Here is a 12,096-nt window from a genome sequence, read left to right as displayed (position 1 = left end):
CTCATCAGAACTGGAAGTACAGGAAGGGGCTGAAGGACCCGGCCACCACGGCGAGCGCGGTGTACGGCGAGACCGCCAGGGCGACGAGCCGGGCACCGAGCTGTCGACGGGGCGGGGTCTCGTCGAGGCCGTCGATGACGCGACCCACGACCAGCGACCCCGGAAGGGCCACGATCGCCAGGAGCAGGGCCAGCAGCGCCACGGTCCGGAAGTCGAGCAGCAGGACGAGGTCGGGGGAGGCGCCCAGGAAAGGCTCGCGCAGCCGGTCGGGCACGAGCATCGCGCGCATCATCACCCCGGCGTTGTTCAGGTCGGAGGCCCGGAACAGCACCCACCCGAAGACGACCAGCACGAAGGTCACCAGGCGGCGTACGACGACGTAGCCCTCGAGGCGTGCCAGCCCGGTCGCGCGCTCGATGATCAGCAGCGCGCCGTGGTAGATCCCCCACAGGATGAACGTCCACGCCGCGCCGTGCCACAACCCGGTGGCGAAGAAGACGATCACCAGGTTGCGGTAGGTCTTGGCGGTGCCGTGGCGGTTGCCGCCCAGGGAGATGTACAGGTAGTCGCGGAACCAGCGCGACAGCGACATGTGCCAGCGCCGCCAGAAGTCGGTGATCGAGACGGCGGAGTAGGGCCGGCGGAAGTTCTCCGGGAGCCGGAGGCCGAACATCAGGCCCAGGCCGATCGCCATGTCGGAGTACCCGGAGAAGTCGAAGTAGATCTGCCCGGCGTAGGCCAGGGCGCCGATCCAGGCGGTGGTGAAGGAGGGGTCCTCGCTGGCGAAGGCGACGTCGGCCAGGGGCGCCAGGGAGTCGGCGATGACCACCTTCTTCGTCAGCCCCCAAGCGAACCGCGGGAAGCCGTCGATGAAGTCCTGGAGCTTGTCGCTGCGCTGATTGCGCAACTGCTCGTCGATCTCGTGGTAGCGGACGATCGGCCCGGCGACGAGCTGCGGGAACATCGCGATGTAGGTGGCGAACGTCAGCGGGTTGCGCATCGGCGGCCGGGTGCCGCGGTAGACGTCGACGACGTAGGAGAGGTGGTGGAAGGTGAAGAAGCTGATCCCGATCGGCAGCGCCAGGTGGATCACGCTGACCTCTCCGAGGCCGAGGTTCTCCGCGATCGTGTGCGCGACCTGGGAGGCGAAGCCGAGGTACTTCCACACGGCCAGCACGGAGAGGTCGGCCACCACCGTGAGGACCATGATCGTCCGCGGCGTGGGCCGGGTCCCGCGGCTCCTGGCCGCGCCCACCGCCAGGCCCGCGAGGTAGTTCAGCGCCATCAGCGCCAGGAGCAGCAGGACGAACTGCTTGCCGCCCACGGCGTAGAAGGCGATGGAGAACACCGCGAGCACGGCGTTGCGGAAGTGGTGCGGCAGCACCCACCGGACGATCAGGATCGCGGGCAGGAAGTACCAGAGGAAGAGCGAGCTGGCGAAGGACAAGTCGGTGGGCTCCTGGACGGTCGCGGACGCGGACGCGGGTGAACCCTAGGGCTCAGCGCGCGTGCTGCCGCCACACGTCAGGTCCGTGGGCATGGGGCGCCCGAAGCTTGCGGTGGTGGCTGCTCCACGACGACCGGGTCTCCCCGGCCTCACCCTCGGCTGCTCCGGCCATCGCCGAGACGACGGTGACCAGGGCGGCCAGCTCCTCGGCAGTGGGGTCGCCCTTGACGACCCGCAGCAGCGGCGCCTGCGGCTCGGGGGCCTCGGCGCCCTCCTCGTCGCTCACAGCGGGATGTTCCCGTGCTTCTTGGGCGGCAGCGTCTCCCGCTTGGAGGCGAGCAGGCGCAGCGCGCGGACGATCTCCACCCGGGTCTCGTGGGGGGTGATCACCGCGTCGACGTAGCCGCGCTCGGCCGCGACGTAGGGGTTGGCGAGCCGGTCCTCGTAGTCCGCGACGAGCTCGGCCCGGCGGGCCTCGACGTCGCCGCCGTCGTCGGCGACCTTGGCGAGCTCCTTGCGGTGCAGGATGTTCGCGGCCCCCTGGGCGCCCATCACCGCGATCTGGGCCGTCGGCCAGGCGAGGTTCATGTCGGCTCCGAGGTGCTTGGAGCCCATCACGTCGTACGCCCCGCCGTAGGCCTTGCGGGTGATGATCGTGACCAGCGGGACGGTGGCCTCGGCGTAGGCGTAGATCAGCTTCGCGCCGCGGCGGATGATGCCGTTCCACTCCTGGTCGGTGCCCGGCAGGAAGCCCGGGACGTCGACGAAGGTGAGCACGGGGATGTTGAAGGCGTCGCAGGTGCGCACGAAGCGCGCGGCCTTCTCGGAGGCGTCGATGTCCAGGGTGCCGGCGAACTGCATCGGCTGGTTGGCCACGACACCGACCGACTTGCCCTCGACCCGGCCGTAGCCGATCACCATGTTGGGCGCGAAGAGCTCCATCACCTCGAGGAACTCGCCGTCGTCGAGCACCGACTCGATGACCGACTTCATGTCGTAGGGCTGGTTCGGGGAGTCCGGGATCACCGTGTCCAGCGCACGGTCCTCGTCGGTGATCTCGAGCGTGCCGCCGCCGAGCTGGTACTCCGCGTACGACGGCGGGTCGTCCTGGTTGTTCTGGGGCAGGAAGGAGAGCAGCGCCTTGGTGTACTCCAGGGCGTCCTCCTCGTCGCTGCCCATGTAGTGCGCGTTGCCGGACTTGGTGTTGTGCGTCCGGGCCCCGCCGAGCTCCTCCATCGTGACGTCCTCGCCGGTGACGGTCTTGATCACGTCGGGCCCGGTGATGAACATGTTGGAGGTGCCGTCGACCATGATCGTGAAGTCGGTGACCGCGGGGGAGTAGACGTGCCCGCCGGCGCAGGAGCCCATGATCAGGCTGATCTGCGGGATCACGCCCGAGGCGTGCACGTTGCGCCGGAAGATCTCGCCGTAGAGACCGAGGGAGACGACGCCCTCCTGGATGCGGGCGCCGGCGCCCTCGTTGATCCCGATGATCGGGCAGCCGGTCTTGATCGCCAGGTCCATCACCTTGCAGATCTTCTCGCCGTAGACCTCGCCGAGCGAGCCGCCGAAGACGGTGAAGTCCTGGGAGAACACGCAGACCTGGCGGCCGTCGATGGTCCCGTAGCCGGTGATCACGCCGTCGCCGTAGGGGCGGTTCTTCTCCAGGCCGAAGGCCACCGACCGGTGCCGGGCCAGCTCGTCGAGCTCCACGAAGGAGCCGTCGTCGAAGAGGTGCTCGATCCGCTCGCGAGCAGTCCACTTCCCCTTGGCGTGCTGCTTCTCCACTGCCTTGGCCGACCCGGCGTGGACCGCCTCGTCGATCCGGCGGTCGAGATCGGCCAGCTTGCCCTCGGTGGTGTGGATGTCGATGTCCTCGGGGACCTCGGTGCCAGCACCTGGTTGTGCGCTCACGACTGTCGACTCCTCCTGGCCCCGTGGAGACGGGCCGGTGTCCGTGGCGGTGTAGCCACCCGTTGATTCCTGCGTCAATCTAGTGGCCATGACCGAGCAGCAGGACAGCCGCCCACCGATTGGCCCGGCAACGGCCGGTGAACGCTGGCGCGTGGAGGTGGTCGAGGAGACGACCTCCACCAACGCAGACGTCGCCGAGCGCTTCCGCGGCGGCGAGCAGGAGGGGCTGGTCCTGGTCGCGGAGCACCAGACCGCCGGGCGCGGTCGGCTGGGCCGGACCTGGGAGACCCCGGCCCGCGCGTCGCTGACGGTCTCGATGCTGCTGGTGCCCGAGGGGGTCCCGGCCGAGCGCTGGCCCTGGCTCCCGCTGCTGACGGGGATCGCCGCCGCCGGGGCGGTACGCCGGGTCACCGGGACCAACGTCGACCTGAAGTGGCCCAACGACGTGCTGGCCGGGGGGCAGAAGCTGGGCGGGATCCTGCTCGAGCGCGTCGAGCGGCCCGGTGGTGCCGCCGCGGTCGTGGGGATCGGCCTCAACTGTGCGCAGTCCGGTGACGAGCTCCCCGTCCCCGAGGCCACCTCGCTGGCGATCGTCACCGGCGGTGCCGTCGACCGCAGCGCGCTGCTCACCGCGCTGCTCGAGGAGCTGGGCACCTGGTACGACCGGTGGCGTGCCGGTGACGACCTGCGCGAGGTCTACCTCCAGCTGTGCGCGACCCCCGGCCAGCAGGTGCGGGTCGAGGTGCCCGGCGGCGTGGTGCTCGGGACGGCCGTGGACGTGGACGCCGACGGGCGGCTCGTCGTACGCACCGAGGAGGGTGAGGAGCACCTCGGCGCCGGGGACGTCGTACACGTCCGCAGGCAGTAGCCGAGGCGCCGCCGCGGGCCCCGCCGGGTTTTCGCGACACGACTTCCCGGCAGCCGCACCGTGGCATGATCGCGCTGTGGCCATCTCGCGCAAGCTGCTCAACGACGGTGAGCACGTCATCCTGAGCACCCGCACGCACGTCAAGGCGTTGCTGCTGCCTGTGGTGGCGCTACTGGTCGTGGCCGGTCTCGCGGGATACCTCTCCAGCCTGCCGAACGGCGCGAACGCCGACGTGTGGCGCTGGGTGGTCTGGGGGATCGCGGCGGTGCTGATCGTCTGGTTCAGCGTGGCGCCGTTCCTGCAGTGGCTGTTGACCACCTACACCTTCACCACGCGGCGACTGATCACCCGGACCGGGGTGCTCACCCGGCGCGGGCACGACATCCCGCTGAACCGGATCAGCGACGTCTCCTACGAGAAGAGCCTGATCGACCGGATGTTCGGATGCGGGACCCTGGTGGTCTCCGACGCCAGCGAGCTCGGCCGGGTGGAGCTGCGCGACATCCCCCGGGTCGAGCAGGCCCAGCTGACCGTGAGCGAAGAGCTCTACCACCGCACCAGCGCCTCCGGGACCCATGACGGATCCTGAGGACCTCGAGCGCGCGATCATCGGTTCGGCCCCCAACCTGACCGGTGAGCAGGTGACCGAGCCGACCGGCCTCACGGTCCAGCACGCGCAGCGGCTGTGGCGGGCGCTCGGCTTCCCAGAGGCCGGCGACGCCCCCGCGTTCAACCGCGCCGACCAGGAGGCGCTGGTCCGGGTCGCGTCCATCGTGGAGAAGGGCGGCCTCGACTTCGACACGATCGTGCGGATGACCCGCGCGGTCGGCCAGACGATGGACCGCCTCTCCGAGTGGGAGGTGGCCACCCTGTCCGCCGTCCTCGACAAGTCCGCGACCGCCGCGGCCCAACGGGACCAGGCACTGGACCTGGTCAAGGCGATCGGTCCCGACTTCGAGGCGCTGCTGGTCTACGTCTGGCGCCGGCACCTGCTCGCCGCGGTCACCCGGGTCGACAGCCTCCAGAGCGCGGCCGACGAGCAGGTCGCCGAGGCCACCGTGGGGTTCGCCGACCTGGTCAGCTTCAGCGCGCTGACCAACCAGCTCGCGGAGCACGAGATCGGCGACCTGGTCGAGGTGTTCGAGGGGCGCAGCCACGACGTGGTCTCGCTGCACCGCGGACGAGTGGTGAAGACCCTGGGCGACTCCGTGCTCTTCTTGGCGCCGAGCCCGGCAGCGGCGGTGGAGATCGCCTGGGACATCGTCCAGGTCATCGGCGGCGACACCCGGCTGCCCGACGTCCGCGTCGGCCTGGTCACCGGGTCCGTGGTGCTGCGGATGGGCGACGTCTACGGCCCCGCGGTGAACCTGGCGGCACGCCTGGTCGCCGTCGCGCGGCGCAACCGGGTGATCACCGACAAGCACACCGCCGCGGCGCTGGACCGCGACAGCTACGAGACGCGCGTGCTGCCCGCCCGGCCGGTGCGCGGGTTCGGCGACCTCGAGCCCGTCGCCGTACGCCGCACCAGCCGCTGACCCCGCGTGCGGGATCGGCCACCGGTCACAGGAAGTCGGCGGGGTCGAACTCCTCGATCGGGATGACCCGCAGCCGCGGCAGCCGCTCGTTGAACGCGAGCACGTCGTACTCGAGGTCGAAGAACTCCAGGCCGCGCTCGATCAGCGAGGTGAACCCGCTGTTCTTGAACTCGCGGAACGCCATCAGCCCGGCCCTGCGGCCGTCGAGCAGGCGTTCCATCTGGGGCAGGAAGTCGCCGTCGTTGCTGACCAGCATCACGTCGGCGTCCCGGCGCGCAAGCTCCTCGAGCGTGCGCTGGATCGCGAGGTCGACGACCTTCTCGTTCTGGGCCCCGGACAGCGGGATCGGCCGGTAGCCGATGCTGGTCAGCGCCTGGATGAAGCTCATCGGCAGCTCGTCCTTGACCGCCAGGAAGAACAGCCCCTTGGCCGGCTGGCGCCAGGTGGCCTCCGCGAAGGTGAGCAGCCGCTCCCAGCGGGGCCGTTCGGTGGGGTTCGGGCGGCGACCGAAGATCGAGGCGCCGAGCGTGGCGTCGATGTTCTCGCCGTCGACGAGGACGTAGCTGGTGCGCTGGGAGTCCAGTGGCATGGCACGACCCTAGGGGAGTCCGGCCGTCGGCGGTCGGTGGATAGGGTCAGCGCGTGACTTCTGCGGCGACATCGGGCCAGACAGCAGGCCGGACACCGGGCCAGACACCGGGCCGGGCCCCCACCGTGGCCGTGATCGGCGGCGGCCAGCTGGCCAGGATGATGGCCGAGCCCGCCGCCGCGCTCGGGATCCCGCTGCGCCTGCTGGCCGAGGCGCCCGGCGTGAGCGCCGCGCAGGTGATCCCCGACCAGCTCGTCGGCGACTACACCGACCTGGAGACGCTGCGCGAGGTCACCCGCGGCTGTGCGGTCGTCACGTTCGACCACGAGCACGTCCCCACCGACCACCTGCACGCGCTCGAGGCCGACCTGGCGGTGCGTCCGGGCCCCGAGGCGCTGGTGCACGCGCAGGACAAGGGCGTGATGCGGGCCCGCCTGGCCGAGCTCGGCATCCCGTGCCCGCGCAACGCGCTGGTCGCCGACGTCGACGACGTCGTGGCCTTCGCCGAGTCGGTGGGCGGGTGGCCCTGCGTCCTGAAGACCACGCGCGGCGGGTACGACGGCAAGGGAGTCTGGTTCGTCGAGGGCCCCGAGGACTGCGCGGCCGCCTTCGAGTCGGGCACGGCCGTCCTCGCCGAGGAGCGTGTCGACTTCCGGCGCGAGCTCTCCGCGCTGGTGGCGCGCTCGCCCTCGGGCCAGGTCGCCGCCTGGCCGGTGGTCGCCTCCACCCAGCGCGACGGGATCTGCCACGAGGTGATCTCCCCGGCCCCCGATCTCGACCCCGAGCTGGCCGTGCAGGCACAGCAGATCGCGATGCGGGTCGCCGGCGAGCTCGGCGTCACCGGCGTGCTGGCGGTCGAGCTGTTCGAGACCAACGACGGCAAGGTGCTGGTCAACGAGCTCGCGATGCGGCCGCACAACACCGGCCACTGGACCCAGGACGGCGCGGTCACCAGCCAGTTCGAGAACCACCTGCGCGCGGTGCTCGACCTCCCGCTCGGCGCCCCGGACGCACGGGCGCCGTGGACGGTGATGGTCAACATCCTGGGCGGCGACCGCCAGACCGGGCACCTCTACGACGGCTACCCGCACGCGATGGCCCGCGACCCGCGGCTGCGGGTGCACCTCTACGGCAAGGAGCTGCGGCCGGGACGCAAGGTGGGACACGTCAATGCCTACGGCGACGATCTCGAGGACTGCCTCGAACGTGCGCGGCATGCGGCAGCATGGTTTGCAGGAGACCTCGGCGAGGAGAGCGAATGAGCGGCACGGCAGCACCCGAGGGCCCCGCCCGCGTCGGCATCGTGATGGGCTCCGACTCGGACTGGCCGGTGATGAAGGCCGCCGCCGAGGCGTGCGAGGAGTTCGGCATCGCCTTCGAGGCCGACGTCGTCTCGGCGCACCGGATGCCCGACGAGATGCTCGCCTACGGCCGCGAGGCCGCCGGTCGAGGCGTCCAGGTGATCATCGCTGGGGCCGGGGGAGCGGCCCACCTTCCCGGGATGCTCGCCGCGGTCACCCCGCTGCCGGTGATCGGCGTGCCGGTGCCGCTGAAGTACTTCGACGGGATGGACTCCCTGCTCTCGATCGTGCAGATGCCGGCCGGGGTCCCGGTCGCGACGGTGGCGGTGGGCAACGCGCGCAACGCGGGCCTGCTCGCCATACGCATCCTGGGAGCGGGCGACCCGGCCCTGCGGCAGCGGATGGTCGACTTCCAGGCCGAGCTGCGCGACGCCGCTCACGCCAAGGGCCGGACCGTCCGCGAGGCCGCGGGCAAGCCACGCCGTACCGGCTTCTGAGCGCCCGCTGACAGCCGTGCTGCGGCGGGATCAGCCGCCGGCGGCGACGCGGTAGCGCTCGGCCAGCTCGGCGAACAGCTCCCGCAGCTCGGGCGGGTCGAGCACCTCGAAGCCCACCTCGAGGCTGGTGAGGAAGCCGACGAGGTCGCCCAGGGACCCGCTGCCGGTCTCCAGCACGCACCGGTCCGGGCCCTCGGGGGTCACTAGGCCGGCTGCGGGCGGGATCCGGTCGCCGATGCCGGCGGCGGAGACGTGCAGCCGGACGCGCGCGGGGTGGGGCCAGCCGGTGGAGCTGGTGCCGCGGACCACGTGGCGCACGACGTCCTCGGGCGGTTCGCGGGGCGCGAAGCGCGGGCCCGTGGGCAGGTGCGGCTGCACGCGGTCGGCGCGGAAGGTGCGCCAGTCCTCCCGATCGCGGTCCCACGCCACGAGGTACCAGCGGCGCCCGGTGTAGACGAGGCGGTGCGGCTCGACGTCGCGCCGGCTCGGCTCGCCCTCGTGTCCGAGGTAGTCGAAGCGCAGCCGCTCGTGGTCCCGGCAGGCGGCCGCCACGGTCGTCAGGGTCTCCGCGGCCACCGTCGGTCCGCGGCTCGCGGCGGAGACGGTGGCCAACCGGAGCGCGTCCACCCGGTGCCGCAGCCGCGAGGGCAGCGTCTGCTCGAGCTTGGTCATCGCCCGCAACGACGTCTCCTCGATCCCGGTCACGGACCCGGAGGCGGCGGCACGCAGCCCGAGCGCCACCGCGACCGCCTCGTCGTCGTCGAGCAGGAGAGGGGGCAGCACCGAGCCGGCGCCCAGCCGGTAGCCGCCGGTGATCCCGGTGCTGGAGTGCACCTGGTAGCCGAGGATCCGGAGCCGCTCGATGTCGTTGCGCACCGTGCGGGTGGTGACCTCGAGCCGTTCGGCGAGAGCGGACCCCGACCACTCGCGGCGTGCCTGGAGCAGCGAGAGCAGCCGCAGCAGTCGAACCGAGGTGTCCAGCATCGGCCCAGTCTGACAGCCATTGAGGAACCGTAGGTTCCGCAAGTCGATCTAGCGTGGAATCACCGACACCGAGGAAAGGAAAGGCCGATGAGCCTTCGAGGATTCGCAACGCTGAACATCTGGGCCGAGGACGTGCCGGCGGCCGTTGAGTGGTACGCCGACCTGCTGGGCCAGGACGCCTACTACCGCGTGCCGGGACCCGACGGGCGCACGGCGTACGCCGAGTTCCGCATCGGCGACTACCAGGCCGAGCTGGGCATCATCGACAGCCGCTACCGGCCGCCGTCCTCGGCGACCGAGCCGGGAGGCGCGCTGATGCACTGGCACGTCGACGACCTCCAGGGCACCTTCGACCGCCTGCTGGCCATGGGCGCGAAGGAGTACCAGCCGATCACGGCGCAGGGCGCCGGCGAGGGGTTCGTCACCGCCTCGGTGGTCGACCCCTTCGGCAACCTGCTCGGGGTGATGACCAACCCGCACTACCTGGAGATCCTGGCGGGGGGTCGCTGAGGCTCAGTCGCGCACGCGGCCGCGCATCGCCTTGACCTGGGAGCGGCGCTTCTTGCCCTCGATCCGGCGCCGCTGGGAGCCCCTGGTCGGCTTGGTCGGGACCCGGGGGAGTGCGGGTGGGGCCAGCGCCGTGCGCAGCCGGTCCGCGAGGCGCTGGCGGGCGGCGACGCGGTTGCGGTGCTGGGAGCGGTGCTCCGAGGCGGTGACCACGATCCGCCCGGAGCCGAGGGCGCGCAGCGCCCGTTCGCGCATCGCGTCGGTGAGCACCGAGGACGCGGACACGTCGAAGACGACCTCGACCCGGCTGTCCGTGGTGTTCACCGACTGGCCGCCCGGGCCCGAGGAGCGGGAGAATTGCTCCACGATCTCGCCCGCGGGGACGACCAGCCCCTGGGGCAGTCCCGGCCCGGGGCGCAGGACGAGGTCCTGACCCGGCTCCGGGTCGTGGCTCGACCTCGGCACGGTTCAGCCGCCGGCCGGGCGCTTGCGCCACTCGATGGCAGGGCAGGTGTCCATCACCATCGGCACGCCGGCCGCGTGCGTCCGGTCGAAGGCCGCCTCGTCGATGACGCCGAGCTGGAACCAGACGGCCTTGGCGCCGACGGCGACCGCCTCGTCCGCGAACTGCCCGGCCGCCTCCGAGCGTCGGAAGACGTCGACCACGTCGATCCCGAACGGCACCTCGGCCAGCGAGGCGTAGCCCTGCTCGCCCAGCACCGTGGGGGCGTCGGGATGGATCGGGACGATCTTCTTGCCGCGCTGCTGGAGCAGCGCGGCGATGCTGTACGCCGTCCGGCTGGGGTCACCGGACAGGCCCACCACCGCCCAGGTGGTGCACTCGTCGAGCATGAACCGGACCGCTTCGTCGTCCTGCCACTTCGCCATGCGGCAACGCTAACCCGGCCGTGCCCACAGGGGTCCCCCGTGGGCTGCGACGAGAGGGGCTCGTCGTCTAGGTTCGAGCGCAGTGACGAGCCGAGGAGCACCATGAGCGAGACCGGAACGATGCAGCCCGCAGGCCTGACCGTGGCGGTCACGGGCCCGACCGGGGAGATCGGGCTCGCGTTCCTGGGGGCACTGGAGCGCTGCGACCGGGTCGCCGAGGTCCGGGGAATGGCGCGGCGGCCGTTCGACCCGCAGGCCAAGGGGCTGTCCAAGACCGTCTACGTCCAGGGCGACGTGCTCGACAGGGAGGCGATCGACCGGCTGGTCGAGGGGGCCGACGTCGTCGTGCACCTGGCGTTCCTGATCTTCGGGTCCCCCGAGGAGAGCCGTGCGGTGAACCTGACCGGCTCGCGCAACGTGTTCGAGGCCACCGTGGCGGCGGGCGCGAAGCGTCTCGTCTACACCTCCTCGGTGGCGGCGTACGGCTTCCACGCCTCGAACCCCCAGCCGCTCCACGAGGACGTCGGGCCAGCAGGGACCGAGGAGTTCTACTACTCGGCGCAGAAGGCGGAGCTGGAGGCCACGCTCGCGGACTCGCTGGCGGGGAGCGACGTCGAGGCCTACGTGTTCCGCCCCTGCGTCGTGGGCGGTCCCGACTCGCCCGCCCTGGTGAGCAACATCCCCTACCTCGGCACACCTTCGCTGGTGCCGGCGGTCATCCGCAGCCTCCTCGACCGGGTGCCCCAGCCCGGTCCGGTCATCCTCGATCCCGGCACCCCGATGCAGCTGGTGCACGCCGACGACGTGGCGGACGCACTGGTGCGCGCGGTCGAGGGCGCGGGCGAGCCCGGCTACTACAACCTCGCCGCCGAGGGTGAGTTCACGATGCGCGACCTGGCCCGTGAGCTGGGCTGGCACAGCATCCCGGTCCCCGCAGTGGCCGTCGACGTGACTGCCGAGCTGGTCGGGCGGCTTCCGGCGATGCCGTCCCAGGTCGAGTGGATCCAGGCAGCCAGGGTCCCGGTCGTGATGGACACCAGCCGGGCACGCGAGGTGCTCGGTTGGCGGCCCGAGCACGACACGATGGCGACGCTGCAGGCGACGGTCCGGGGCGCCCGGGAGGCGGGGATCGTGACGGCCACCGGGCGCACCGCCACCTGACGTGGCATCGGACTCCGGCCCCCTGCCGATCGAGCAGATCGGCCCGGACCTGCACCGCTACGTCGCGCGCGTGCTGGCCGAGAGCCTCGACCTGCCCCTGGACGCGGACCTGGAGCGGTGGTGCCGCGAGATGATGGCCGCGCCCGGGCGCACGACGTACGCCGTCTTCGACGGGTGGGACATCGTCGCGGTGGCCTCCTTGCTGGTGGAGGGCGGCTCGGCGTACCTGACCGGCTCAGCGACGCTCCCGCGGTGGCAGGGTCGGGGGATCCACGCCGGCCTGGTCGCCCGCCGGGTCGAGGACGCCGCCCGGCTGGGGGTGCGCGACGTGCACACCGAGGCGGAGGCCGGAGAGCCCGGGATCGGCCCGTCGAAGGCGCCGGATCTCGCTCAGTAGGATCAGGG

At 71.7% G+C, this 12,096-nt stretch carries 15 protein-coding genes; 8 read left to right on the top strand and 7 right to left on the bottom strand.

The window, feature by feature from the left end; genetic code table 11:
• Positions 1 to 4 precede the first annotated feature (4 nt).
• Genes AC4BGC_RS11685 through AC4BGC_RS11675 form a run of 3 tightly spaced genes read right to left on the bottom strand, consistent with a single transcriptional unit; the run spans position 5 to position 3,361 of the window.
• Positions 5 to 1,447 carry an MBOAT family O-acyltransferase gene (locus tag AC4BGC_RS11685; RefSeq protein WP_490548298.1) on the bottom strand — a complete coding sequence of 481 codons (1,443 nt, stop codon included), beginning with the start codon at positions 1,445 to 1,447 and terminating at the stop codon, positions 5 to 7.
• 52 nt (positions 1,448 to 1,499) lie between these two features.
• On the bottom strand, positions 1,500 to 1,733 hold the full coding sequence (locus AC4BGC_RS11680; RefSeq protein WP_490555889.1) for an acyl-CoA carboxylase subunit epsilon: 234 nt from the start codon (positions 1,731 to 1,733) through the stop codon (positions 1,500 to 1,502).
• Positions 1,730 to 3,361 carry an acyl-CoA carboxylase subunit beta gene (locus AC4BGC_RS11675; protein ID WP_490548300.1) on the bottom strand — a complete coding sequence of 544 codons (1,632 nt, stop codon included), beginning with the start codon at positions 3,359 to 3,361 and terminating at the stop codon, positions 1,730 to 1,732. Before AC4BGC_RS11675 ends, AC4BGC_RS11680 begins: the two co-directional genes overlap by 4 nt.
• An 88-nt stretch (positions 3,362 to 3,449) precedes the next feature.
• Between AC4BGC_RS11675 and AC4BGC_RS11670 the strand changes: the two genes are divergently transcribed.
• From AC4BGC_RS11670 to AC4BGC_RS11660, 3 genes are all read left to right on the top strand, one after another.
• Positions 3,450 to 4,229 (top strand): biotin--[acetyl-CoA-carboxylase] ligase, encoded by a 780-nt coding sequence (locus AC4BGC_RS11670; RefSeq protein ID WP_490548301.1) that lies wholly within the window; start codon positions 3,450 to 3,452, stop codon positions 4,227 to 4,229.
• Between the two features lie 76 nt (positions 4,230 to 4,305).
• Positions 4,306 to 4,818, top strand: coding sequence for a PH domain-containing protein (locus tag AC4BGC_RS11665; protein ID WP_490555888.1), 513 nt, complete (start codon positions 4,306 to 4,308; stop codon positions 4,816 to 4,818).
• Positions 4,805 to 5,764, top strand: a complete 960-nt coding sequence (locus AC4BGC_RS11660) for an adenylate/guanylate cyclase domain-containing protein (RefSeq protein WP_490555887.1) — start codon at positions 4,805 to 4,807, stop codon at positions 5,762 to 5,764. The genes AC4BGC_RS11665 and AC4BGC_RS11660 overlap by 14 nt, the downstream gene beginning before the upstream one ends.
• Positions 5,765 to 5,789: 25 nt before the next feature.
• Here the strand turns inward: AC4BGC_RS11660 and AC4BGC_RS11655 are convergent, their stop codons facing one another.
• A complete protein-coding gene (locus AC4BGC_RS11655; RefSeq protein ID WP_490548304.1) occupies positions 5,790 to 6,353 on the bottom strand; it encodes an NYN domain-containing protein in 564 nt (187 codons plus the stop codon).
• A gap of 125 nt (positions 6,354 to 6,478) precedes the next feature.
• Here AC4BGC_RS11655 and AC4BGC_RS11650 point away from each other — a divergent pair, with 125 nt between their 5' ends.
• Together AC4BGC_RS11650 and purE are read left to right on the top strand one after the other, a co-directional pair.
• On the top strand, positions 6,479 to 7,615 hold the full coding sequence (locus AC4BGC_RS11650) for a 5-(carboxyamino)imidazole ribonucleotide synthase (RefSeq protein WP_490557177.1): 1,137 nt from the start codon (positions 6,479 to 6,481) through the stop codon (positions 7,613 to 7,615).
• Positions 7,612 to 8,151 carry a 5-(carboxyamino)imidazole ribonucleotide mutase gene (gene purE / locus AC4BGC_RS11645; RefSeq protein WP_490555886.1) on the top strand — a complete coding sequence of 180 codons (540 nt, stop codon included), beginning with the start codon at positions 7,612 to 7,614 and terminating at the stop codon, positions 8,149 to 8,151. Before AC4BGC_RS11650 ends, purE begins: the two co-directional genes overlap by 4 nt.
• A gap of 30 nt (positions 8,152 to 8,181) precedes the next feature.
• Here the strand turns inward: purE and AC4BGC_RS11640 are convergent, their stop codons facing one another.
• Positions 8,182 to 9,135, bottom strand: a complete 954-nt coding sequence (locus AC4BGC_RS11640) for a helix-turn-helix transcriptional regulator (RefSeq protein WP_490555885.1) — start codon at positions 9,133 to 9,135, stop codon at positions 8,182 to 8,184.
• A gap of 87 nt (positions 9,136 to 9,222) precedes the next feature.
• Between AC4BGC_RS11640 and AC4BGC_RS11635 the strand changes: the two genes are divergently transcribed.
• Positions 9,223 to 9,645 (top strand): VOC family protein, encoded by a 423-nt coding sequence (locus AC4BGC_RS11635; protein WP_490555884.1) that lies wholly within the window; start codon positions 9,223 to 9,225, stop codon positions 9,643 to 9,645.
• A gap of 3 nt (positions 9,646 to 9,648) precedes the next feature.
• On the opposite strand, the gene arfB is transcribed toward AC4BGC_RS11635, so the two are convergent.
• Positions 9,649 to 10,107, bottom strand: coding sequence for an alternative ribosome rescue aminoacyl-tRNA hydrolase ArfB (gene arfB / locus AC4BGC_RS11630; protein ID WP_490548309.1), 459 nt, complete (start codon positions 10,105 to 10,107; stop codon positions 9,649 to 9,651).
• Positions 10,108 to 10,110: 3 nt separating this feature from the next.
• Complete coding sequence (locus tag AC4BGC_RS11625; protein WP_490555883.1) at positions 10,111 to 10,530, bottom strand: CoA-binding protein; 420 nt, start codon at positions 10,528 to 10,530, stop codon at positions 10,111 to 10,113.
• A 102-nt stretch (positions 10,531 to 10,632) separates the two neighbouring features.
• Here AC4BGC_RS11625 and AC4BGC_RS11620 point away from each other — a divergent pair, with 102 nt between their 5' ends.
• Entirely contained in the window at positions 10,633 to 11,691 is a 1,059-nt protein-coding gene (locus AC4BGC_RS11620) for an NAD-dependent epimerase/dehydratase family protein (protein WP_490555881.1), read from the top strand.
• 1 nt (position 11,692) lies between these two features.
• A complete protein-coding gene (locus AC4BGC_RS11615) occupies positions 11,693 to 12,088 on the top strand; it encodes a GNAT family N-acetyltransferase (RefSeq protein WP_490555877.1) in 396 nt (131 codons plus the stop codon).
• The last annotated feature ends 8 nt before the right edge of the window (positions 12,089 to 12,096 follow it).

It is taken from the genome of Nocardioides sp. Z38_18 (genome assembly GCF_058215695.1).
This window is presented reverse-complemented; position numbering and strand designations above follow the sequence as displayed.